The following is a 21,833-nucleotide window of genomic DNA, read 5'->3' as shown; positions in this document are numbered from 1 at the left end:
GGCTCCGGCCGAAAGTGTATCCCTCTTGAATACGCTCCGGTGCGGTGGCCTTCCGGAAAGCGGGCTCGTATCTTGGGGCGCCGGCCCGCCTGTGTGGAGGCACACCGCAATATACCACAAATTCCGGTAGTTCGTGATGTGGCACGAGAACATCCTGGGTACCATCGGCAGGACGCCGCTGGTCAAGATCAACCGGCTGGCGACGGGCCTGCCCTGCCTCGTGCTGGCGAAGGTCGAGTTCTTCAACCCCTGCGGCTCGGTCAAGGACCGCATCGGGATCAGCATGATCGAGGCGGCCGAGCGGGAGGGACGGCTCAAGCCCGGCGGCACGATCATCGAGGGCACCAGCGGCAACACGGGCGCCGGCGTGGCCCTGGCCGCCATCGCCCGGGGATACCGCTGCATCTTTACCACCACCGACAAGCAGAGCCAGGAGAAGCTCGACGTGCTCCGGGCCCTCGGCGCCGAGGTCATCGTCTGCCCGACGAACGTGGCCCCGGAGGACCCGCGCTCGTACTATTCGGTGGCGCGGCGTCTGGCCGAGGAGATCCCCAACGCGGTCTATCTGAACCAGTATGACAACCCCGCCAATACCGAAGCGCATTACCGGAGTACCGGACCGGAGATCTGGGAGGATACCGAGGGACGTGTTACCCACCTGATCGCCGGGGCCGGCACCGGCGGGACGATCTCGGGCACCGCCCGTTATCTCAAGGAACAGAAACCGGGGGTGAAGGTCGTCGGGGTCGATCCCTACGGCTCGGTCTATTACAAGTATTTCCACGAGGGCGTTTTCGACGAGAACGAGATCTATCCCTATCTCACCGAGGGCGTCGGCGAGGACATCCTCGCCGGCAACATGGATTTCGGCCTGGTTGACGACTACGTTCGCGTCTCGGACAAGGACGCCATGCTCATGACCCGGCGGCTGGCCCGCGAGGAGGGGCTCTTCGTCGGGCAGTCCTCTGGCCTGGCGATGGCCGGGGCGCTGCAGTGGCTGCACACACACCGGGAGACGCTCTCGGCGCAGGACGTGGTTGTGGTGATCCTGCCGGATGCCGGCTTCCGCTACCTCTCGAAGACGTACAACGACAACTGGATGCGGAACCACGGCTTTCTGCCGGGCCAGCCGGAACTGACCGTCGAGCAGATCCTCGCCTCCCGCCCCCAAAAGCGCGGGGTGATCTCCGTATCGCCGGACGACACGCTGGCCGAGGCCATCCGGCTGATGAACGAGCACGGCATCTCCCAGTTGCCGGTGATCGCGGGGCGCGAGGTCGTCGGCAGCATCACGGAGAGCGGCCTGCTGAACCGGCTGATCGAAAACCCGGCCGCCCGGGAGGAGCCGGTCCGCTCGGTCATGGGCACGCCGTTCCCCATCGTACCCCGCTCGTTGCATCTGGATCTNNTGAACGAGCACGGCATCTCCCAGTTGCCGGTGATCGCGGGGCGCGAGGTCGTCGGCAGCATCACGGAGAGCGGCCTGCTGAACCGGCTGATCGAAAACCCGGCCGCCCGGGAGGAGCCGGTCCGCTCGGTCATGGGCACGCCGTTCCCCATCGTACCCCGCTCGTTGCATCTGGATCTGCTCTCGGCCTACCTCGAGCAGGGCGCGGTCCTCGTACACCCGCCGGACAGTGAAGACTTCGAAATCATCACCAGAAGCGACCTCATCAGCGTACTTGTCACCGCCGGACGGAACGGCAACGGTTGAGGGCGGCGGTCGTACCCCGGCATCAAAGACCTTGCATACCTATGAGCGAAAAAGATAAGCAGCATCCGGGCCAGTCGCATCTCAACATCGAGTTGAGCGAGGAGGTGGCCGAAGGCGTCTATGCCAACCTGGTGATGATTGCCCACTCGTCGGAAGAGTTCATCCTCGACTTCATCCGGATCATGCCGGGGGTGCCGAAGGCGCGGGTGAAGAGCCGCATCATCATCACCCCCCATCACGCCAAACGGCTCCTGCACGCGCTGGCGGACAACATCGAGAAGTATGAGCAGGCGCACGGCGACATCGAAGAACACGTCTCCATGCCGCCGATCCAGTTCGGTGGTCCGGGCGGCGAAGCGTGACCCCGGACCCGTGCGAGGGGGTTGAAGCGTTTCAGCGCAGCCGGTGGAGGGCCCGTTCCGCCGCCGCCACGGTCGCGTCGATCTCGTCCTCGGTGTGGGCGGCGGAGAGGAAGCAGGCCTCGAACTGGGAAGGTGGCAGGTAGACACCCTCGTCGAGGAGGGCCCGGAAGAACCGGGCGAAGCGGTCGGTGTCGGAGCGGGCGGCGCTCGTCCAGTCGTGCACGGGGGTGCCGGTGAAGAAGAGGGTGAACATCGTTCCGGCGTGTGCCACCTGGACGGGGATGCCGGCGGCGCCGGCGGCCTGGCGCAGGCGCCCGGCGAGGCGGGCGGTGCGCTCCGCGATGCCGTCCCAGAGGCCGGGGGTCTTCAGGGCCTTCAGGGTGGCGATGCCGGCGGCCATGGCCAGCGGGTTGCCGGACAGGGTGCCGGCCTGGTAGACCGGCCCGGCGGGGGCCACCATCTCCATGATCTCCCGCCGTCCCCCGTAGGCCCCGACGGGCAGGCCGCCTCCGATCACCTTGCCGAGGGCGGTCAGGTCGGGGGTGACGCCGTAGCGGGCCTGGGCGCCGCCGGGATGCACCCGGAAGCCGGTCATCACTTCGTCGAAGATAAGCAGGGCGCCGTGGTCGCGGGTGAGGGCCCGCAGGCCTTCCAGGTAGCCCGGCCGGGGAAGCACCACCCCCATGTTGCCGGCCACCGGCTCGACGATCACGGCCGCGATCTGCTTCGGATACCGCTCGAAGAGCCGTTCGACGGCGTCGAGGTCGTTGTAGGGCGCCGGGAGGGTATCCGCGACGGCGGCGGCGGGCACGCCGGGCGAGTCCGGCAGGCCGAGCGTGGCCACCCCGGAGCCGGCCTGCACGAGCAGCAGGTCCGCATGACCGTGGTAGTTGCCCCGGAACTTGACGATCTTGTCGCGACCCGTATAGGCGCGGGCCAGGCGCAGCGCGCTCATCGTCGCCTCCGTGCCGGAATTGACGAACCGGAGCATTTCGACCGCCGGCATGAAGTCCCTCACGAGGCGGGCCAGCTCGAGCTCGAGCGGGCTCGGGGCTCCGAAACTGGTTCCCTTCCGCGCCGTCTCGATCAGGGCCTCGACGACGGGGGCGGGCGCGTGGCCGAGGATGAGCGGGCCGAAAGAGAGGACGTAGTCGATGTACCGGTTGCCGTCCACGTCGATGAGAAAGGGGCCTTCGCCCCGGTCGATGAAGCGCGGCTGCCCGCCGACGGCCTTGAACGCACGTGCCGGCGAGTCCACCCCGCCGGGCAGCAGTTCGAGGGCTTCACGAAAAAGGGCAACGGATCGGTCCAGGGACATTTTTTCGCAGGGTTTCAGGGTTTTTCTTCCACGTTCTGAAGCCGGCTTTGGCACCATGCGGCGATCTGGCGGGCCGCGCGTTCGGCGTCCCGGATGCAGTCGGGGATGCCGACACCCCGGTATCCGGCGCCGGCGAGGTAGAGGCCGGGATGCGCGTCGAGGTGACGGGCGATGCGGTCGAGGCGTTCCGGATGGCCGAGGACGTACTGCGGCATGGCCCGTTGCCACCGGTAGAGCCGGTGGAAGACGGGGACGGCGGTGAGGCCGAGCGTGGCGCGCAGTTCGTCGCGGGCCAGGGCCAGCAGGGCCTCGTCGGGGCGGTCGAGCAGGTCGTCGTCGCCCGCACGCGCCGCGATGAAAACGCGGAGGAGGGCGTGCCCTTCAGGAGCCCTTTCCGGCAGCTTCGACGAGGACCAGGTGCAGGCCAGCACGGGCGTCGCCTCGGTGCGGGGGATGATGTAGCCGTAGGCGTCGAGCGGGTGCGGCACGTCGGAAAGGCGGTAGGCGAGCGAGAGGGTGGCGATGGAGCCGTAGGGGATCGCCGCCAGTTCACCGGCCAGGGCGGGGGCGAAGGGCGCCACGAGCCGGGCCGACACGTAGGCGGGGGTGGCCAGGAGGACGGCCTCGGCCTCGAGGCTGGTGCCGCCTGCCCGGATCCGGTAGCCGCCCCCTGCCGGTTCGACGGCCTCGACGCAACGGCCGGCGGCGACGTGCACGCCGGTCAGGGCGGCGGCGAGGGCCCCGGTCAGCTCGGCCATGCCCCCGGCCAGGGAGAGGAAAGCGGATTCGGGGGTCGTGTGCTCCGGCCGGGCCTTCAGGCCGCGAATCAGGCTGCCGTGCGCGCGTTCGAGTTCGCGGAGCCGGGGGAAGGTAGCCCGGAGGCTGAGTTGCTCGCCGTCGCCGCCGTAGATACCGCCCAGCAGCGGCTCGACGAGGCGTTCATACGCCTCTCGCCCGAGCCGGCGGGTGAAGAAGGCGGCCACCGACTCGTCGTCCGAACCCCCGGGCACCGGCGGGCCGGAACGGGCCGGAAGCACGGTGTCCAGCACCAGACGCAGCTTGCCCCACGGCGAAAGCAGCGGACTGGCGATCAGGGGCCAGAGCCGTGCCGGGACCAGCCCGCTCAGCCCTTCCGGGAGTGCGTAGAGCCGGTTGCCCCGGCGGATGTAGCTGCCACGTCGCGCCGGGCAGGTCGGCCGGAGGCGGTCCGCAAGGCCCAGTTCCCGGCAGAGGTCGAGGGCGGCCGGCTTCCGGGCAAGGAAGATGTCGGGGCCGGCCTCCACGATGAAACCGCCGGTGCGCTCGGTGAGGATCTTGCCGCCCAGGCGCGCATCCCGTTCGAACAGGTGCAGCTCCAGCGGAAGGCTGTGCGTCCGGGCGAGCTTCTGGAGCCGGTAGGCCGCCGCCAGCCCGGTGATGCCGCCGCCCGCGATGACGATGCGAAAAGGACGCATGGACCCGTGCTTTTTCGAGCGCGGTCAGGGCGCCACGGCCCCGGTTTCCGCCAGCCAGCCCGCCGCTGCGGCCTTCTCGCGCACGAGTTCGGCCAGTTGCCGGATGAAGACCGGATCGTCGTTCAGCGCCGGCGGGCGTTCGAGCCGCATGCCGTGCTCCCGCGCCACCTCCTGAGCCTGAATGTCGATGTCATACAGGATCTCCACGTGGTCGCTCACGAAGCCCACGGGCACGCTGACGACGTTTCGGATACCCCGGGCGGCCAGTTCCGGCAGGTGCTCCTCCAGTTGCGGCCCCAGCCATGGCTCCGGGCTGCGGCCGGCGGACTGGTAGCTCCAGGACCACCGGGCTTCGGGTAGCCCGACCCGTCCGGCCACCAGGCGGGCCGTCTCCCGGAGCTGCCGGTCGTACGGGTCCCCCGTCTGGAGGATACGCACCGGCAGGCTGTGGGCGCTGAAGACGACGTGCACCGTCTCCCGCTCCGGCTTGGGCCAGCGGTGCAACCCTTCCTCCACGCGCCGCGCCAGCGCTTCGATCAGCCCGGGCGCGTCGTGGTAGCTCTCCACGTGCACGAAGTCGATGTGACCCCGGTACATGGCGAGTCCGTCGGCGATCTTCTGGTGGTATTTGGCGATCGACAACTGGCTGAAGTGGGGGGCCAGCACCAGGCTCACGGCCCGGCGGATGCCGTCCTCGATCATCCGTCCGACCGTCTCCTCGATCCACGGGGCCCAGTGCCGCATACCCAGGTACCCCTTGAAGCGGGGAGATGCCTCCGAGGCGTTGAGCACCTCCAGGATCGCATCGGCCTGCCGCCGGGTGATCTCCAGCAGCGGCGAGCGACCGCCGATCCGGCGGTAGTTGTGCGTGATCTCCTCCAGCACTTCGGGCGTCGTCGGACGGCCGTTCCGGATGTCGGCCAGGTAGCCGGGGATCTCTTCCAGGCTGTTCGGCCCGCCGTAGGCCATGATCAGTACGCCGATCGGTTCAGGCATGTTTGCTTGGGGTTCCACGTTTCAGGTTCCGGGCTCCGGGTGGACCGCTTCGGGCTGCGGGGTGCGGTTCGCCGTGCGTTCGTGGACATAGTCGACGAGGCGCCGGACGTTTTCGACGGGGGTTTCGGGGAGGATGCCGTGGCCCAGGTTGAAGATGTGGCCCGGGCGGCCGGCGGCGCGCGCGAGCACGTCGTCGAGGTGGGGCTTGAGCTCGCGCCAGGGCGCGAAGAGGGCGGCGGGATCCAGGTTGCCCATGACGGCGCGGCCGGTGCCGATGCGCTGCCAGGCCACGTCGAGCCGCTGGCGCCAGTCGATGCCGACGACCGTCCCGCCCGAAGCGGCCACCGTTTCGATGAAGGCCCCGGTGCCGGTGCTGAAGTTGATCGTGGGGACGCCGGCGCGCCCGATCCGTTCGAACAGGGTGCGGTTGTAGGGGAGGACGTACCGCTCGTAGTCGACCGGTGCGAGGGTGCCGGCCCAGGAGTCGAACACCTGCAGGGCATCGGCACCCGCGCGGGCCTGCTGCAGGAGAAAGTCCGCCACGACGGTGACGAGTTTCTCCATCAGGCGGCGCCAGGCGGCGGGCTCCCGGTACATGAAGGCCTTCGTTTTTATGTAGTGCTTCGAGCCGCCGCCCTCGATGGCGTAGCTTGCCAGGGTGAAGGGCGCGCCGGCAAAGCCGATGAGGGGGAGGCCCCGCCCGGCCAGCTCCGCTTTCACGAGCCGGATTGCCTCCAGCGTGCCGGCCATGGTTTCCTCGGCCGGCGGCGTGCCCAGCCGGTCGACGTCGTACGTTCGGGTGATGGGGTTCTCGATACGCGGGCCGTGCCCGGCCTCGTAGGTGAGGTCGAGCCCCATCCCGATGAGCGGGGGGAGGAGGTCCGAGAAGATGATGGCGGCATCGAGGTCGAACGCGTCGACGGGCTGCAGGGTGATCTCGGCCGCCAGCGCGGGGTTGCGGATCACGTCGAGCATGCTGTGCCGGGCACGGATCGCCCGGTAGGCAGGCATGTACCGTCCGGCCTGCCGCATGAGCCACACCGGCGTGCAGTCCACCGCTTCGCGGCGACAGGCCCGGAGAAAACGGTCGGGGCGAGAAGACATGAAGGGAATTTCGGGTTACGGATTTCGGGTTCTACCTGTCGGTCGCTTTACGATAAGGGTGGGGGTGTGCGCGAAGAAGGCCCACCGGGGTCGCCTTCAGACGCCTTCCGTCGGGGCCTGCCAGGCGACCCGGCCGACGAAGAAGGGGCCGAGGCGGGTCAGGAACTCGGACGTCTGGCGGGTTTTGCGCATGTGCTGTACGATGGCCGAGAGCGGGTAGAGCGCCGGTCCCATCAGCCCGGTGACGAAGTCGTTGTCGAGGCGGTCGAGGCCGTGGCAGGAGAGGCGGACGTCGTGGGCATAGTTGGCGCGTCCGTAGGCCCGTCCGATGCCGCCGTGTTCCATCAGGATGGTGCGCTGCTCCTCGGCCGAAAGCTTCTCGAACGCGCCGGAGCGGCGCAGGGGATACCAGATGGCCCAGGGCCATTCGGGGTTGCACACGTGGCGGCGCGGGCGATGCAGGAGCACCTCTTCCAGGTCCCGTTCGTAGCCGATCGAATACGTGCGGCCCATCATCGTGAACTCGGGCTTCGGCGTGAGCGAGCGGAAGGGTGCGCTGCGCAGGAAGGGACGCAGCGTTTCGATGAAGTAGCCCGGGTCCTCGTCGAAGGTGAGCAGGCCGACGCCGTAGGGATCGTTTACGTCCTCGTAGAGCACGCCCTGGATGCCGGCGGTTTCGAGGGCGTCGATCAGCGGGAGCGTCTCATAGCAGTTGCCGAAGACGAGCAGTTGCATGAAGAGCCGCCGGTCGAGCGAGGTGGTCTCGCCCGTCTCGGTGCGCCCCTTCTCGCTGAGGTCGAGGCCCGGGCGTGCGATCGTGATGTCGAGAGCCATGGATGTGTGGACCGTGTTTGTGGGTGTAACGGGGTGGATTAAAAGATTTTTATTTGTCGTGAAAAGGTTTTCGTACGGCAAGGGGCAGGGTTGTTGATGGCCTGTGTTGTCCTTTTCGAGGGCCGTCATCCGTTCTCCTCATGGCTGTCGTATGTTTTCCGGAGCCACCGGGCGGCGTCGAGGGCATGGTAGGTGATGATGAGGTCGGCGCCGGCGCGCTTGAGGCCGGTGAGGATTTCCAGCACGGTGCGCTGTTCGTCGAGCCAGCCCCGGGCGGCGGCGGCCTTCACCATGGCGTACTCGCCGCTGACGTTGTAGGCCACCAGCGGCAGGTCGGGGTGGGTGTTGCGCAGGCGGTGGAGGACGTCGAGGTAGGCGAGGGCGGGCTTGACCATGAGGAAGTCGGCGCCTTCCTGCACGTCGAGCGCGGCCTCGCGCAAGGCTTCGCGGGCGTTGGCCGGGTCCATCTGGTGCGTCGACCGGTCGCCGAAGCGGGGGGCGCCGCCGGCGGCCTCGCGGAACGGCCCGTAGAACGCCGAGGCGTATTTGACGCTGTAGGACATGATCGGCACGTGGGCGAAGCCGTGCCCGTCGAGGGCCGCCCGGATGGCGGCTACCATGCCGTCCATCATACCACTCGGTGCCACCACGTCGGCCCCGGCTTCGGCATGTGAGAGGGCCACCCGCTGCAGGATCTCCAGCGTCTCGTCGTTGAGCACGTATCCCTCCGGGAGGGCGGGTTCGGGGCGAGCGGGGCCGTCCCGGTGTGCCTCCGCCGCGTCCACGTTCAACAGCCCGCAGTGGCCGTGATCGGTGTACTCGCACAGGCACACGTCGGTGACGACCGTCAGCCCGGGCACGGCCTCCTTGATCGCCCGGATGGCCCGTTGCACGATGCCGTCCGGCGAAAAATTCTCCAGGCCGACCGGGTCCTTCGTGGCGGGGATTCCGAAGAGGAGGACGGCCGGGATGCCGAGCCGGTGCGCCGCTTCGGCCTGGCGGACGGCCCGGTCCACGGAGAGCTGGCAGATGCCCGGCATCGACGCGATCGGCCGGGCGACGTTCTCCCCGTGGGTCACGAACAGGGGATAGATGAAGTCGTCCGGTGAGAGGCGCGTCTCACGGACCATCTGCCGGAGCGAGGCCGTCAGCCGGAGGCGGCGGGGGCGGACGGCCGGGAAACGGCCCTGTGCGTGTGCGACGGGGGCGGTCTGGATCGTGGTCTCGGACATGGTGCTTCCGAAGGTTAACGGCACGGCCGGGGGGCGGTCGTGCGTGGCGATGCGGCATAATGCGCGATCAGGGCATCGAGGAGTCCCCCGGTTGTATAGGTTTCGGCGACGAGGCCCGGTGCGAGGCCCAGCGTGCGGGCCGTCTCCGCCGTGACGGGGCCGATGCAGGCGACGAGGGCCGTGGCGGCGATCCGGCGGGCACGGTCGCCGAGGAGCGTTACGAAGTTGCGAACCGTCGAGGAGCTGGTGAAGGTGAGCGCATCGACGCCGGCTTCGAGGGCGGCCAGTCCCTCGGGGTCAGGGGTGGCGGGGAGGGTACGGTAGGCGGCCACCTCGTCCACCCGGGCGCCCCGCCGGGCCAGGAGGCGGGCCAGGGCCTCCCGGGCGATGTCGGCGCGGGGCAGCAGGATCGCCTGCCCCCGGACATCCCCGAGCCCTTCGACGATGGCTTCGGCGACGTAGTCGTCCGGTACGAAGTCGGGGGACAGGCCGTGCCGGCGGAGGGCCGCGGCCGTCGCCGGGCCGATGGCAGCCACGGGCAGGGTGGGGGGAAACGCCCGTCCGGCGGCTTCGAGGCGTTGCCAGACGTGCCGGACGCCGTTGACGCTCGTGAAGATGACCCGGTCGTAGGTGCCGAGCCGTTCGAGGGCGCGGTCGAGCGGGGCCGGGTCGTCCACGGGGGCGATGCGGATCGTCGGAAAGCGGATGACGGTGGCCCCGGCGGCTTCGAGCCGGGCGCAGAAGTCGGCCGCCTGTTCGCGGGGGCGCGTCACCACGATGCGTTTTCCGGAGAGGGCTTCAGGCATGGCTCAGGAGCGCGTCGGCGCCGGCGGTGAGCAACAGGTCGGCCAGGGCGTGGCCCAGGGCTTCGGGGTCGGTGCCGGTCAGGCTCCGGCGGATCACGCGCGAGCCGTCGGGCGCGGCGACGAGGCCGGTGAGGCGAAGGGTGTTGCCGTTTTCGACCTCGGCGCAGGCCGCCACCGGGACGGCGCATCCGCCGCCGAGGGCGTGGAGGAAGGAGCGTTCGGCCGTGGTGGCGCGCCGGGTGGTCGCGTCGTCCAGGGCCGCCAGCAGGGTGCGCGTGTGTTCGTCGTCGAGGCGGCATTGCACGGCCAGGGCGCCCTGGCCGGGGGCGGGGAGCATGACGTCGAAGGGGAGGGGCACCGTCGCGGCCTCCAGCTCCAGGCGTTCGAAGCCGGCAGCGGCCATCACGGCGGCGTCATAGTCGCCCCGCTGTACCCTGGCCAGGCGGGTATCGACGTTGCCCCGCAGGGGGCGCACGTCGAGGTCGGGCCGGGCATGCCGGAGCTGGGCGGCCCGGCGCGGGCTGCTGGTGCCGACGACGGCCCGGGGCGGCAGCGTCTCCAGCGTCCGGGGGGAGGCGGCCACCAGCACGTCCTGCACGGGGCCCCGCCGTGGTACGGCTCCGATGACCAGGCCGGGGGCGGGGTCCACCGGCAGGTCTTTGAGCGAATGCACGGCCAGGTCGATCTCGCCGGCCCGCAGCGCCGCTTCGAGTTCTTCGGTGAAAAGTCCTTTTCCGCCGATCCGGGGCAGGGGGATCTCCAGGAGGCGGTCGCCACGGGTGGAGAAGAGGCGCTCTTCGCAGCGGAGGCCGGGCCAGGCGGCCCTGAGTGCGTCGAGCACGAGGCGCGTCTGCCGGCGTGCCAGCCGGGAGCCGCGCGTGCCGGCCGTCAGGGTTGCGGGCGTCATGACGTGGCGGAGTCTTCGAGGCCGAACAGATAACGCACCGCCTCGGCGTAGTCCTGCCCCCGGTGCTCCGTGGCCCCGTTGCGCAGGCGGACGGTCGGGTCGTGCAGCAGCTTTTTGACGAGCGTGCGCGAGAGGTGGTACATCTGCTCACGCACGGCGTCGTCGGCTTCGGGGAGAGCGGCCAGGGCGCGTTCGAGCTCCTGCCGCCGGATGGCCTCGGCCTTGCGACGCAGCCGCGCGATGACCGGGCTGATGCGGTGCTGCCGGGCCCACGCGGCAAAGCGTGCGATCTCCTCGTCGACGATCTGTTCGACCCGGGGCACTTCTTTCTGCCGCTCTTTGAGCGAGGCCTCCACTTCCGCCTGAAGCTCGTCGATGTCGAACAGCTGCACGAGCGGGTGCCCGGCCAGGGCGGGATCGACGTCCCGGGGGAGCGCGATGTCGATCAGGACGATGGGGCGCCCGCTCCGGCGTGCCAGGGCCGCCTCGGCCCGCCGGGCTTCCAGGATCAGGTGCGGGGCCCCGGTGGCGCTGATGACCACGTCGGCCGCGGCGAGCACGTCGTCCAGCTCGGAGAGGGGCCGGCAGGCCGTGCCTACATGCGGCGCAGCGGCCAGGTTGCCGGCCAGGGCGGCCGCCCGGGCGACGTCCCGGTTGACGATGGTGAGCCGGGCCGGCGTGTGCTTTTTGAGGACCTTGAGCGCCAGGCGCGCCATCTCGCCGGCGCCGACGACCGCCACGTGCCGGCCTTCGAGGCCGCCCAGCACCCGGGACACCAGGCGTACGGCCACGGAACTGACGCTCGCCGGGTTGCGGCTGATGGCCGTCTCCGAGCGGGCCCGCTTGCCCGTGCGCAACGCCGTGTGAAAGAGCGCTTTCAACGTCGCTCCGGCCCGCCGGTGCGCCAGCGCGCGATTCAGGGCCTCGCTCACCTGCCCGAGGATCTGCGGCTCGCCGAGCACCAGCGACTCCAGCCCGGCCGCCACGCGACAGAGGTGGCGAACCACATCCGGCCCTTCCCGGAAAACCACATGCGGGACCAGCAGCGCTTCGTCCACGCCCGCAAAACGGGCCCAGACCTGCAATACGTCCCGGGACGCGAGCGACGATCCCTCCGGCAGCACCGTGTACAGCTCCGTCCGGTTGCAGGTCGAGAGGATCACCATCTCGCCGGGAAACGCTTCCGTGTCGGCAAGGAGCCGGTCACACGATGCCCCGGTGAAACCGAATCGCTCGCGCACCTCGACCGGAGCCGTCTGGTGGCTCATACCGACCATCAAGAGCGTGTCGGAAAGGAAAGGCATGGGCTGTTCGAAATCGAGCGCCTCTGGCGCGGCCGGGCCTCGGCAGGTGGGTGAATACGACGACTGGACGGGCGGTGCCTCCAACCGAAAAAACGGCTTCTAATTTACGCAAAGCGGGCCAAAGTTATGCAAAACTGCGTGAAGTTTGCGGGCATTTTGGTTTAACCGTCCGGGGCGGCCGTCCCGGCCCAAGATAAGCAACGGCGTTGACGGTTAGGGGAAGGGGGGATGAAACCGGGCGGGGCTTCACTTCCGCACGTGCCACAGCAGGCCCATGGCCAGGCCGAAGAAGAGGGCATGCGGCAGCCAGGCGGCCAGCGCCGGTTCGAGCTGCCCGGCATAGCCGAACGGCTCGACGAGTTTCTGGACGGCCAGGTAGGAGAAGGCCGTCAGCAGCCCCAGGCCGATGCGGACGGCCTGCCCGCCGCGCCGCCGCACGGCCGAAAGCGGCACCCCGATCAGGATCAGGATCAGGTTGGCGAACGGGTAGGAGAATTTCGTGTAGTAGCCGACGAGGGGGCGACCGATGTTGCTTGCCCCCGAGCGCCGCAGCTGGTCGACGTATTCGGCGGCAACGGGGATCGTCATCGACTCGACGTCCCGTTCGGTGCGGGCGAGATCGCGGGGGTAGAGTTGCAGCAGGGTGTCGATCCGGGCCACGGTCCGGCGGATCTCCCGGCCGTCGGGGGTGAACGTGCGGACGACCGGCTCCGAGAGGCGCCACAGGCCCAGCGAGTCGATCCAGCTCATCTCGTGGGCGTCGATCCGGGAGGCAAGGCGCCGGCCTCCCTCGAAATGTTCGAGCGAGACGCGAAACGCCTTGTTCGTTTCCCGGTCGAAATACCCGACGGTGACGAAGCTGCCGGGCCGGTTTTGCCGGTGGATGTCGTTCAGGTCGAGCTGGCGCGGTGCGTCCTTGAGGTACTTTTGCTCGAACGCGAGCACCACCTGGTTGGTGCGCGGCACCACGAACCCGTTGAACCAGACCATGAAGCCGGTCACGCAGAGGGCCACCAGCACGTAGGGGCACAGGAGGCGGTAGAGCGAGACGCCGCTCGTCTGGAGCGCCGCCAGCTGGAGCTGCTGCGCCAGCTTGCCCGTGAGGTAGACGCACGCCAGGAAGAGGGCCAGCGGCGAGGTCAGGCGGACGATCTCGGGGATGTAGTTGACATAGTAGACCAGGAAGACGTCCCGCATCGTGGCCCCCCGGTCCATGAAGTCGTCGATCGACTCGACGTAGTGGAGCACGATGAAAAAGACGATGAGCGCGCCGACGAGGAAAGCGTAGCCCTGGACGAGCCGGCGGATGATATGACGGTCGAAGGTGGTCAAGGGCACGGGGGATTGTGGACGGCGGCCGGAAGGATGACGGGCCGCGCCGGGTAAAACTCAACGAAAACGAACAAAGGTTCCGGTTGCCATCCCCTGGCGGCTTCTGTAGCTTAGCCTCGTTCCAGACGATTCATCCAGACCCCAGCCCCATGAAGGTTCACGAATATCAGGCCAAGGACATTCTGGCCCGCTACGGTGTGGCCGTGCAGCCCGGCATCGTGGCCCGGACGGTCGAGGAGGCCGTCGCGGCGGCGAAGCAGTTGCAGGCGGAAGGCGGCACCGAGCTTTTCGTCATCAAAGCCCAGATCCATGCGGGCGGCCGCGGCAAGGGGGGCGGCGTCAAGCTGGCACGGGGCATCGAGGAGGTGCGGGAGAAAGCCGGCGCCATCCTCGGCATGATGCTCAAGACGCATCAGACCGGCCCCGAAGGGCAGAAGGTGCGCGCCGTCCTGGTAGCCGACGCCGTCGATATCGCGAAGGAATATTACCTGGGCGTCACGCTGGATCGCCAGCGGAGCATGAACGTCATCATGGCCTCGACCGAGGGCGGGGTCGAGATCGAGAAGGTGGCCGAGGAGACGCCGGAGAAGATCCTCAAGGAGTGGGTCGATCCGGCCATCGGCCTGCAACCGTTCCAGGCGCGCCGGCTGGCGTTTGGCCTCGGCCTCGAGGGCAAGGCCTTCAAGCAGGCGGTCCGGTTCATTACGGCGCTCTACCGGGCCTACGAGGAGAGCGATGCCTCGCTGGCCGAGATCAACCCGCTCGTGCTCACCCGGGCGGGCGATGTCCTCGCCGTGGACGCCAAGCTCAACCTGGACGACAACGCGCTCTTCCGCCACGAAGACCTGGCCGCCCTGCGCGACATCCATGAGGAGGACCCCCTCGAAGTAGAGGCCAGCGAGCACAACCTGAACTACATCAAGCTCGACGGCAACGTGGGCTGCATGGTCAACGGCGCCGGGCTCGCCATGGCGACGATGGACCTCATCAAGCTCGCCGGCGGTGAACCGGCCAACTTCCTCGATGTGGGCGGTACCGCCAGCCCGGATACCGTCGAGGCCGGCTTTCGCATCATCCTCAAGGATCCGAACGTGAAGGCCATCCTGGTGAACATCTTCGGCGGGATCGTCCGGTGCGACCGGGTGGCCACCGGCATCGTGGAGGCGGCCAAGAAGGTTGAGATCGACATGCCGCTGATCGTTCGCCTGCAGGGTACGAATGCCGAGGAAGGCAAGCGCATCCTGGAAGAAAGCGGGCTCAAGATCGAGACGGCCATCCTGTTCCACGAGGCCGCCGAGAAGGTGACCCGCGCCCTTTCCGGCGTCACGGCCTGAAGCGTCCCGGCGCCCGGCCGGCACGGGCAGGGTGCCTGCATCTCCCATGATTCGCCGCTCCGATGCGTTGCAGACCCGAGACCGTCTCACCCGAACGGACGCCTCGCCCGGTGTCCGGCTCGACGGGGTGACGAAGCGCTTCGGTGACGTGGTCGCCGTCGACGACGTCTCGCTCGAGGTGCGGCCCGGTGAGTTTTTCTCGCTGCTGGGACCCAGCGGTTGCGGCAAGTCGACGTTGCTGCGCCTCGTCGGTGGCTTCGAGCAGCCGGACGCCGGGCGCATCCTCATCGGGGGCGAGGAGATGGCCGGGGTACCCCCTCAGCGGCGTCCCACGGCGATGGTCTTTCAGAACTATGCGCTCTTTCCCACGATGACCGTGGGCGAGAACGTGGCCTACGGGCTGCGTGTGCGTCGCCTGCCGGCCGCTGAGCGCCGCCGCCGTGTGCAGGAGGTGCTGGAACGGGTGGACCTGGCCCACCTGGTCGACCGGCCGGTGACGCAACTCTCCGGCGGGCAGCAGCAGCGCGTGGCCGTGGCACGGGCGCTGGCGGTCCGGCCCGGCGTCCTCCTCTTCGACGAGCCGCTTTCGAACCTGGATGTGACCCTCCGGGAACAGACGCGTCGCGAGCTCAAGCTGCTGCAACGACGGCTCGGCACCACCAGCCTCTACGTCACGCACGACCAGCAGGAAGCCCTCGCCCTCTCGGACCGTATCGCCGTCATGCGGGCGGGGCGGATCCAGCAGGTGGGGCCGCCCGAACAGCTTTACCGCGAACCCGAGACGGCGTTCGTGGCCCAGTTCCTCGGGGGCAGTAACCTCATCGACGATGCACGCCTGGCCGCCGTGCTCACACGGGGAGAGGCCCCCCCGCCCGGCAGGGTGCTCGCCGTGCGCCCCGAACACCTCCGGCTCGTGGACGAGGGCGGGATCCCCGGTCGCCTCCGGGCACGACAGTTCCTCGGTACGTTCGCCGAATGGTGGATCGAAACCGAAGGGACGACCCTGCGAGCCTGGATGGCGCCGGAAGTGGTCCCCACCGAAACGTTTCGTCTGGAGGCCACCCACTACCGCTGGGTGCTCGCCGCGGACCGTTGAAACAACCTGCGGCCGCCGGCTTCTCAAGGTTTAAACCCCCGTATGGTCATGATCCAGGAGATCGAAATCCGTGAAGGACTCGACGGGCTGACCCCCGCCCGCATCGTGACGCTCTATCGCCGTGCCCCGCTCCTGCGCTACGTCGACGACCCGGAGCGCGTCTGGGAGATGTTCGAGCGCTCCTCGCTGGTGCTCACCGCCTGGCACCGGGGGCACCTGGTGGGCATCGCACGGGTCCTCACCGACGGCGTGCTTACCAGCTACCTGTGCGACCTGGCCGTCGAGCCGGACGTGCAGGGGCTCGGCATCGGGAAGAGGCTCATCGACGAGGTGCTGCGCCGGTGCAAGGGCACCGAGCTGGTACTGCGGGACTCCGACCTCTCGGCCACCTTCTATGAACACCTGGGCTTCGAGCGGGTCCGGAACGCCTGGATGCACCGGGCCTCCTGATGCCCGGACCGCCGGTGGGGGCGCAGGGTGGAAGGGTTGGCCGTGCCCGGCGGGTGGCCGCGGGCTTCAGGCCGGCACCGCTTCGGCCTCGGCGGCAGTCTCCAGGTGGTCGACGACGCCGGCAACACCCGGGATCTGGTGCACCATCGACGTGAGCAGCTCGCGGTCCAGTTCGTGGCGGACGATCCCGTAGAGGGTCACGATGCCGTCCCGGACGTAGAAGTGAATGCCCCGGATGTCGGCCAGCTCCAGATCCCGCTCGAAGTTGACGTACAGGCGCCGGGCCAGGAGGCGATCCCGGTCTGTCTGTGTTTCAGCGACGGGCAAAGGACGGAAAGGGCGGGCAAGCCGTTCGGTGAGTTTCCTGAAAGCGGTCTTGGACATAAAGGAACGAGGGGCAAGCCGGGTTCGGGATACACGCCCTCGATTGGTGAGAAGGTCGTTGCGGTAGCCGTCTGGTTACAAACTATGGTTATGCAACAACTTACGCGACAGCCGCGCCAGGGACTCTACGGGGTTTGTATCGACAGCGTACCCTCCCGGTTTCCCGCGCGGCCGGCGTGGCGGGTTTTTTCACGATAAAAGGGTGCAGGATGGCGAGCGCAGGAAGCTCACGGCTTCAGGGCTATCTCATGAGATAGCCCATGTGGGAGGAATGCGCCCTTCAACCCGTTGAAACGTTCCAGGGGTGCTAACGTACACGTTCGCATGAAGCTGACCGCTCAGATCCGGCTCGACCCGTCGCCCGAACAGGCCGACGCGCTGCTCCGCACCATGGAGACGGCCAACGCCGCCTGCAACGCGATCAGCGAGCATGCCTGGGCGACCAGGACCTTCTCGAAGTACGAGTTGCAGAAGGCCATCTACCACGACATCCGCGGCCGCTTCGCCCTCTCGGCGCAGGTCGTCGTTCGGTGTCTCGGTAAGGTGGCCGACGCCTACAAACTCGACAGGAACACAAAGCGGACGTTCCGCAAGCGCGGCGCCATCGTCTACGACAGCCGCATCCTCCGCTACTACACCGAGCGGCGGGAGGTGAGCATCTGGACGATGACCGGACGGGAGCGCATCCCCTACACCGTGGGCGAGCACCATGCCCGGCTTCTCGCCTACCAGCAGGGCGAGAGCGACCTGATCTACCGGAAGGGACGTTTCTACCTTCTGACCACCTGCGACGTGCCGGAGGAGGACGAGGAGGCCGTAGACGGCGTGCTTGGCGTGGACCTCGGTATCGCGCAGATCGCCACCGACTCCGACGGCGATTCGTTCAGTGGGGAGCAGGTCGAATCGAAGCGGAAGTGGTACGCCGAACGCCGGGCCGTCCTCCAATCGGTCGGCACCAGGTCGGCCAGGCGTCGGCTTCGGCAACTCTCCGGTCGAGAGCGCCGGTTCCGTGCCGACGTGAACCACCAGATCAGCAAGACCCTTGTTCGCAAGGCCAAAGACACGAAGCGAGCGATTGCCCTTGAAGACCTGACGGGCATTCGAACGCGGACTACGGTTCGGAAGAGCCAGCGAGCAAGGCACCATAGCTGGAGTTTCTACCAGCTTCGGCAGTTCATCGAGTACAAGGCGAAGTTGGCCGGTATCCCCGTTCTCCTCGTAGACCCCGCCTACACGAGCCGGACGTGCAGCCAGTGCGGGCATTGCGAGAAGGCCAACCGCAAGGATCAGGTACGTTTTGAGTGCCAGGCGTGCGGCTTTGCGTTGAACGCCGACCGCAATGCCGCGATCAATATCGCGGCGAGGGGCGCCGTCATGCGTCCTATGGTTTCCAGGTCCGATCATGCCTCTCCGGAGGTTGTTCGGGTTGCAGCCTGAGAAACAAGCCCACGTGCTTTAGACGTGGGTTCATGACGTTTCCTGGATGAGGCCTGGCGCGGCGACGTCAGCGCAGGAGGTTGCCGAAACGGTCCTTGATGTCGGATTTGGGCTGGCGAATGCGGAGCAGGTCGCGCAGGTGCCCGCTTTTCACGTGTAGGTCGAAGCCCCAGGACTGGAAATCGCCGAAGGGGATCCAGTTGAAGGACATCTGCCAGCATTCGAAGTCCCGGAAGACGGCCAGCGACGTGGTCACGATGTCGTTGCGCACGAAGTCGTAGCCGGATCGGGCCTGCACCTTCCAGTTGGGGGTGAGGTTGAAGTCCGTGCTGAGGTTGAGGATGGCCCGGCGGCTGGTGGTCAGGCCGGTTTTGCTCACGCCGTAGGTGAAGTCCAGGTTGAGGGACCAGGGGATGGCGAAGTCGGCAGGGCCGGTGTCGGGGTCAGGAAAGGGGGACTGGTCCGGGGGGAGGAACGGGTTCTGGTCGAAGCGGGCGCGGTTCGGGGTGGCGGGGCGGCTCGTGCTTCCGCGGGTCCGGCTCCGGAGGGACGTTCGCGCCGTCACGCTCAGGTTGGTCAGGCGGGCGAAGTCGAGCCGGGCCGGGTCGAAGACGTAGTCGTCGATGGTGCGTCCCTGGGTGTCCAGCCTGTAGGGGGAGAAGGCGGCGCTGAAGTCGAGGTCCACCTGGCCGAGCAGGCGGGTGCGTCCCCGCATCGAGATGCTGCTCATCTTGAGCGAGTCGGCGGCGAAGTTGTAGCTCGTCGAGAAGTCGAGGTTGAACAGCTTGATCGGGGTGCTTCGTCGTTCGCCGGTGGAGTCGACCTCGACGCGTTTGGTTTCGAACGTGTTGTTGAGGGAAAGGGAGAGGGCCTGCTGGAGGCCCCGGCGCACGCCGCTGACGATGGCATAGCGCTCGGCCTCGCCCTGGGCATTCGTGAAGGTACGGGTGTAGCCCCAGGCCGGGTCGAAGAAGTCGGGCTGGTAGCTGAAGCTGAGGCTGGGACGTACGGTATGGCGCACCCCCTGGTACGGGCCGATGCCGATGGGGAAGAGGCCGTAGAACGTCGTGTTGGACGAGATGCCGAGGTTGAACTGCCGCAGGGCGAAGAAGCCGGGGACCGAATGACGGATGAGGGTGTTCAGCGTGTCGGAGAAGGTTTGCCGGGTGGTGCGGATGAACCAGTCCTCCTCATAGTTGAAAAAGGGGGAGAGGTTCATGTGAAAGCCGCCGAGCAGGGGCAGGCGGTTCACGTTGAAGGCCGCCGAGACGGGCACCCGGTGGCTGGCTTTGAAGGCGAAGTGCTCCTCCCGGCCGGTGGCCTCCCGGAACCTGGACGGGGAGAGGAGGGCCTCGAACCAGGAGATGCCTGTCGTGTCCGAGCGCGGGGTGAAGTTGAACGCGTTGTTGAGCGAGAAATTGTAGCTGTAGGTGATCAGCTCATACCACCGTTCGGAGGCGCCCGGGCCCCGTTGTTCGCGCCGGAACGGCTTCACCGCGTTCTGGCTGAAGGTGAGGTTCGGCAGGGTGAGGGCCACGTCTCCCGTGGCGAAGTTTTGCTGGTGGGTCAGGTTGAGGCTCAGGTTGCGCCCGCCGGCGGGCCAGCGCTTGCTGAGGCGGATGCTGGAGCTGGTCGTTTGCTGGACGCGATCCTCATAGAGTTCGGAGAAGGCACGCAGGTAGCTCGACGAGGTCAGGTTGACGTTGGCCGAGAGGCTGGCGGTGGGGCTGATCGTCTGGTTGTGGCTCCATCGGAAGCGTCCCCGGTTTTCGACGGCGAAGTCCGGGTCGCCGCTTTCGCCGCGGCGCAGCCGGGCAAAGTCGAGTTCGAGCTGGCCGCTGTAGCGATAGCGTTTGTTGTAGCGGTAGAGGGTGTTGAGTCCCCAGCTGCCCCGGGTCCAGAGGCTGCCCCGGAGCTGGAGGTCCATGTAGTCGTTCAGGGCGAAATACCAGCCCCAGCCGCGCAGGTAGAAGCCGAACTCGTCTTCGCCGTACTGAGGGGGGAGCGGCCCGCTGCGGCGCCCGCTCCGGGCCGGGAGGAAGCCAAACGGCAGCCAGAGGGGTGTCGGGATGTTGTACAGGTAGAGCTGGAGGGGGCCGGTGTAGATCCACTTCTCGTCGACGATCTTCATCTTGCTCGAGCGGAGCGAATAGGACGGGTCGTCGACGCAGGAGCAGGTGGTGTAGGCGCCGTCCTGGATGAAGATGGTGCTGTCTTCGCGCACCTTGGCGATGCCGGCCCGGATGAACCCTTCCTCGATGCGTGTCCGGGCGCCGACGACCCGTCCCCGTTCGGTGCGCAGGTTGAAGGCCAGCGCCTGTCCCGAGAACGTTTCCTGGCCCTGGCGGATCTGCGGCCGCCCCACCATGCCGGTATCGACGGGCAGGCCGGCGGCCCGCAACTCGCGCAGGTCGAACAGGATGGTGATGCGGTGGGCCGCCAGTTCGGCATCGGCGTAGGCGACCCGGCTCTCGCCGTAGAGTGTGCCCGTGCCGTTGTCGCGGGCGCGTGACGTGTCCGATGCCGCGTCGTCCGGACGCGTACGCGGCGGGAAGTGCACCAGGAGCGAGTCGCGGGCGCTGAAGCGGACCGGCTCCTTGAGGCCGTTGCGGGTCGTGCGCGGAGCGGCGTCCTGGGCCTGGAGGGGCAACGGAACCAGCAGGATACCCAGGAGCAGCCCGGTCAGGATCGCCGTGCCCCCCCACCGGCGGGGTCGAGAGCCGGCTCGGCGCGTACGTGCCGGGTGTACGGGCCGGGACGCCGCTCGGTCACGAAAGGGGATCGTGGGCGTGGGTTGGCTCATCCAGGTACTGAAACACGAGATGGGCGGCTCCGAGCATACCCACCTCGTTGCCCCGTGTTTCCTGGATGATGGCCAGCCCGTCCCACATGCCGGGCATGACGAACCGTTTCAGGGTCTTGCGTGCCGGTTCGAGGATGAAGTCTCCGGCGGCGGAGAGGCCCCCGCCGACGACGATCTTGCGGATGTCGAGCAGGTTGACGGCCGCGCCGAGCACGCAGCCGAGCTTGTGCCCGGCCCAGGCGAGCACTTCGATGGCTCCCTCGTCCCCCTGCAGGGCGGCCTCGTGCAGCATCTTCGGGGTGATGTCCCGGAGGTCGGGGCCGGCCATCTCGTGCAGGAGGCTGTCTTGCCGGGTCATGAGGCGATAGCGGGCATGCCGGGAGAGGAAGCGCTGGCCCAGGTAGGCCTCGATGGCCCCGGCCACCCCGGAGCGGTCGAACGGGCCCTCGTAGTCGATCGTCATGTGCCCGATCTCGCCGGCGGCGCCCGTCGCGCCGCGGAAGATCTTGTTCCGGTAGATGATCGCGCCGCCGACGCCGGTGCCGAGCGTGACCATGATGAACGAGTCGAAGGGTTTACCGGCGCCGTAGTGAGCGCTGCCCAGGCCCGCCACGTTCGCATCGTTTTCGACAAAGACCAGCAGCTTTTCCCCGAAGCGCGCGCGCAGGGCCTCGTGCAGGTTGATCGTCTCCCAGCCCGGGAAGTTGGGGGGATGGCTGACGGTCGTGCGTTCCCAGTTGATGGCGCCCGGCGAGCCGATGCCGACGCCGGCGATCTCGTGGTCCGGTGCCGCCTCGATGAGTTCTTCGACGATGTCGCCGAGGCGGGTGATCACCTGCTGGGGTCCCTCTTCGGCGTAGGTGGGGCGCGTCGTCTCGCGCACGAGGCCCTGTCCCTGTTCCACCAGGGCCGCCTTGATGGAAGTCCCTCCCAGGTCGACGCCGACGGCGTAACGCTTTTTCATGG

The 21,833-nt window shown here is 68.1% G+C and carries 18 protein-coding genes and 1 pseudogene; 6 read left to right on the top strand and 13 right to left on the bottom strand.

The annotated features are described in order from the left end of the window. Positions 1–136: 136 nt before the first annotated feature. Positions 137–1,504, top strand: a pseudogene (locus GQ464_RS01745) (pyridoxal-phosphate dependent enzyme); the annotation flags it as partial. Positions 1,505–1,755: 251 nt separating this feature from the next. Then, complete coding sequence (locus GQ464_RS01740; protein ID WP_166976626.1) at positions 1,756–2,076, top strand: DUF3467 domain-containing protein; 321 nt, start codon at positions 1,756–1,758, stop codon at positions 2,074–2,076. Positions 2,077–2,107: 31 nt separating this feature from the next. On the opposite strand, the gene hemL is transcribed toward GQ464_RS01740, so the two are convergent. The 10 genes from hemL to GQ464_RS01690 form a co-directional block, all read right to left on the bottom strand. After that, entirely contained in the window at positions 2,108–3,394 is a 1,287-nt protein-coding gene (gene hemL / locus GQ464_RS01735) for a glutamate-1-semialdehyde 2,1-aminomutase (protein WP_166976625.1), read from the bottom strand. Positions 3,395–3,408: 14 nt separating this feature from the next. Beyond that, the gene (gene hemG, locus GQ464_RS01730; protein ID WP_166976624.1) at positions 3,409–4,848 is read right to left on the bottom strand and encodes a protoporphyrinogen oxidase; all 1,440 of its coding nucleotides are present in this window, start codon (positions 4,846–4,848) and stop codon (positions 3,409–3,411) included. A gap of 24 nt (positions 4,849–4,872) precedes the next feature. Next, positions 4,873–5,844, bottom strand: coding sequence for a ferrochelatase (gene hemH / locus GQ464_RS01725; protein WP_166976623.1), 972 nt, complete (start codon positions 5,842–5,844; stop codon positions 4,873–4,875). Between the two features lie 21 nt (positions 5,845–5,865). After that, the gene (hemE, locus tag GQ464_RS01720; RefSeq protein WP_166976622.1) at positions 5,866–6,948 is read right to left on the bottom strand and encodes a uroporphyrinogen decarboxylase; all 1,083 of its coding nucleotides are present in this window, start codon (positions 6,946–6,948) and stop codon (positions 5,866–5,868) included. A gap of 96 nt (positions 6,949–7,044) precedes the next feature. Then, entirely contained in the window at positions 7,045–7,782 is a 738-nt protein-coding gene (locus GQ464_RS01715) for a chlorite dismutase family protein (protein WP_166976621.1), read from the bottom strand. A 125-nt stretch (positions 7,783–7,907) separates the two neighbouring features. Next, a complete protein-coding gene (hemB, locus tag GQ464_RS01710; protein ID WP_166976620.1) occupies positions 7,908–9,014 on the bottom strand; it encodes a porphobilinogen synthase in 1,107 nt (368 codons plus the stop codon). A 14-nt stretch (positions 9,015–9,028) separates the two neighbouring features. Next, positions 9,029–9,820, bottom strand: coding sequence for a uroporphyrinogen-III synthase (locus GQ464_RS01705; protein ID WP_166976619.1), 792 nt, complete (start codon positions 9,818–9,820; stop codon positions 9,029–9,031). Beyond that, positions 9,813–10,727, bottom strand: coding sequence for a hydroxymethylbilane synthase (hemC, locus tag GQ464_RS01700; RefSeq protein ID WP_166976618.1), 915 nt, complete (start codon positions 10,725–10,727; stop codon positions 9,813–9,815). Before hemC ends, GQ464_RS01705 begins: the two co-directional genes overlap by 8 nt. Next, positions 10,724–12,031 carry a glutamyl-tRNA reductase gene (hemA, locus tag GQ464_RS01695; protein WP_166976617.1) on the bottom strand — a complete coding sequence of 436 codons (1,308 nt, stop codon included), beginning with the start codon at positions 12,029–12,031 and terminating at the stop codon, positions 10,724–10,726. Before hemA ends, hemC begins: the two co-directional genes overlap by 4 nt. Positions 12,032–12,277: 246 nt before the next feature. Further along, the gene (locus GQ464_RS01690) at positions 12,278–13,363 is read right to left on the bottom strand and encodes an LptF/LptG family permease (protein WP_166976654.1); all 1,086 of its coding nucleotides are present in this window, start codon (positions 13,361–13,363) and stop codon (positions 12,278–12,280) included. A 149-nt stretch (positions 13,364–13,512) separates the two neighbouring features. Between GQ464_RS01690 and sucC the strand changes: the two genes are divergently transcribed. Genes sucC through GQ464_RS01675 form a run of 3 tightly spaced genes read left to right on the top strand, consistent with a single transcriptional unit; the run spans position 13,513 to position 16,243 of the window. Next, positions 13,513–14,697 (top strand): ADP-forming succinate--CoA ligase subunit beta, encoded by a 1,185-nt coding sequence (gene sucC, locus GQ464_RS01685; protein ID WP_166976616.1) that lies wholly within the window; start codon positions 13,513–13,515, stop codon positions 14,695–14,697. Between the two features lie 46 nt (positions 14,698–14,743). Continuing rightward, positions 14,744–15,793 carry an ABC transporter ATP-binding protein gene (locus tag GQ464_RS01680; RefSeq protein WP_166976615.1) on the top strand — a complete coding sequence of 350 codons (1,050 nt, stop codon included), beginning with the start codon at positions 14,744–14,746 and terminating at the stop codon, positions 15,791–15,793. Between the two features lie 48 nt (positions 15,794–15,841). Beyond that, positions 15,842–16,243 carry a GNAT family N-acetyltransferase gene (locus GQ464_RS01675; protein ID WP_228350509.1) on the top strand — a complete coding sequence of 134 codons (402 nt, stop codon included), beginning with the start codon at positions 15,842–15,844 and terminating at the stop codon, positions 16,241–16,243. A 66-nt stretch (positions 16,244–16,309) separates the two neighbouring features. Here GQ464_RS01675 and GQ464_RS01670 read toward each other — a convergent pair whose 3' ends face one another. Then, positions 16,310–16,627 carry a BON domain-containing protein gene (locus GQ464_RS01670; RefSeq protein ID WP_166976613.1) on the bottom strand — a complete coding sequence of 106 codons (318 nt, stop codon included), beginning with the start codon at positions 16,625–16,627 and terminating at the stop codon, positions 16,310–16,312. A gap of 324 nt (positions 16,628–16,951) precedes the next feature. On the opposite strand from GQ464_RS01670, the gene GQ464_RS01665 reads away from it, so the two are divergent. Beyond that, on the top strand, positions 16,952–18,064 hold the full coding sequence (locus GQ464_RS01665) for an RNA-guided endonuclease InsQ/TnpB family protein (protein ID WP_166976612.1): 1,113 nt from the start codon (positions 16,952–16,954) through the stop codon (positions 18,062–18,064). A gap of 67 nt (positions 18,065–18,131) precedes the next feature. Here GQ464_RS01665 and GQ464_RS01660 read toward each other — a convergent pair whose 3' ends face one another. Both GQ464_RS01660 and GQ464_RS01655 read right to left on the bottom strand, forming a co-directional pair. Further along, on the bottom strand, positions 18,132–20,867 hold the full coding sequence (locus GQ464_RS01660) for a putative LPS assembly protein LptD (protein WP_166976611.1): 2,736 nt from the start codon (positions 20,865–20,867) through the stop codon (positions 18,132–18,134). Then, positions 20,833–21,831 carry an ROK family protein gene (locus GQ464_RS01655; RefSeq protein ID WP_166976610.1) on the bottom strand — a complete coding sequence of 333 codons (999 nt, stop codon included), beginning with the start codon at positions 21,829–21,831 and terminating at the stop codon, positions 20,833–20,835. Before GQ464_RS01655 ends, GQ464_RS01660 begins: the two co-directional genes overlap by 35 nt. Positions 21,832–21,833: the final 2 nt, after the last annotated feature.

Origin of the sequence: Rhodocaloribacter litoris (genome assembly GCF_011682235.2) — a bacterium.
Taxonomy (GTDB): Bacteria; Bacteroidota; Rhodothermia; order Rhodothermales; family ISCAR-4553; genus Rhodocaloribacter; species Rhodocaloribacter litoris.
The sequence above is the reverse complement of the archived record's forward strand: the minus strand, read 5'-3'. Positions and strand labels throughout refer to the sequence as shown.

What these genes read in the sequence shown, in the direction of transcription:
- GQ464_RS01665 (WP_166976612.1), top strand. Translation starts at nt 16,952, where the DNA reads ATGAAGCTGACCGCTCAGATCCGGCTCGACCCGTCGCCCGAACAGGCC.
- GQ464_RS01740 (WP_166976626.1), top strand. Translation starts at nt 1,756, where the DNA reads ATGAGCGAAAAAGATAAGCAGCATCCGGGCCAGTCGCATCTCAACATC.
- GQ464_RS01705 (WP_166976619.1), bottom strand. Translation starts at nt 9,820, where the DNA reads ATGCCTGAAGCCCTCTCCGGAAAACGCATCGTGGTGACGCGCCCCCGC.
- hemL (WP_166976625.1), bottom strand. Translation starts at nt 3,394, where the DNA reads ATGTCCCTGGACCGATCCGTTGCCCTTTTTCGTGAAGCCCTCGAACTG.
- hemA (WP_166976617.1), bottom strand. Translation starts at nt 12,031, where the DNA reads ATGCCTTTCCTTTCCGACACGCTCTTGATGGTCGGTATGAGCCACCAG.
- hemG (WP_166976624.1), bottom strand. Translation starts at nt 4,848, where the DNA reads ATGCGTCCTTTTCGCATCGTCATCGCGGGCGGCGGCATCACCGGGCTG.
- hemH (WP_166976623.1), bottom strand. Translation starts at nt 5,844, where the DNA reads ATGCCTGAACCGATCGGCGTACTGATCATGGCCTACGGCGGGCCGAAC.
- GQ464_RS01655 (WP_166976610.1), bottom strand. Translation starts at nt 21,831, where the DNA reads ATGAAAAAGCGTTACGCCGTCGGCGTCGACCTGGGAGGGACTTCCATC.
- GQ464_RS01660 (WP_166976611.1), bottom strand. Translation starts at nt 20,867, where the DNA reads ATGAGCCAACCCACGCCCACGATCCCCTTTCGTGACCGAGCGGCGTCC.
- GQ464_RS01715 (WP_166976621.1), bottom strand. Translation starts at nt 7,782, where the DNA reads ATGGCTCTCGACATCACGATCGCACGCCCGGGCCTCGACCTCAGCGAG.
- hemC (WP_166976618.1), bottom strand. Translation starts at nt 10,727, where the DNA reads ATGACGCCCGCAACCCTGACGGCCGGCACGCGCGGCTCCCGGCTGGCA.
- GQ464_RS01675 (WP_228350509.1), top strand. Translation starts at nt 15,842, where the DNA reads ATGATCCAGGAGATCGAAATCCGTGAAGGACTCGACGGGCTGACCCCC.
- sucC (WP_166976616.1), top strand. Translation starts at nt 13,513, where the DNA reads ATGAAGGTTCACGAATATCAGGCCAAGGACATTCTGGCCCGCTACGGT.
- hemE (WP_166976622.1), bottom strand. Translation starts at nt 6,948, where the DNA reads ATGTCTTCTCGCCCCGACCGTTTTCTCCGGGCCTGTCGCCGCGAAGCG.
- hemB (WP_166976620.1), bottom strand. Translation starts at nt 9,014, where the DNA reads ATGTCCGAGACCACGATCCAGACCGCCCCCGTCGCACACGCACAGGGC.
- GQ464_RS01670 (WP_166976613.1), bottom strand. Translation starts at nt 16,627, where the DNA reads ATGTCCAAGACCGCTTTCAGGAAACTCACCGAACGGCTTGCCCGCCCT.
- GQ464_RS01680 (WP_166976615.1), top strand. Translation starts at nt 14,744, where the DNA reads ATGATTCGCCGCTCCGATGCGTTGCAGACCCGAGACCGTCTCACCCGA.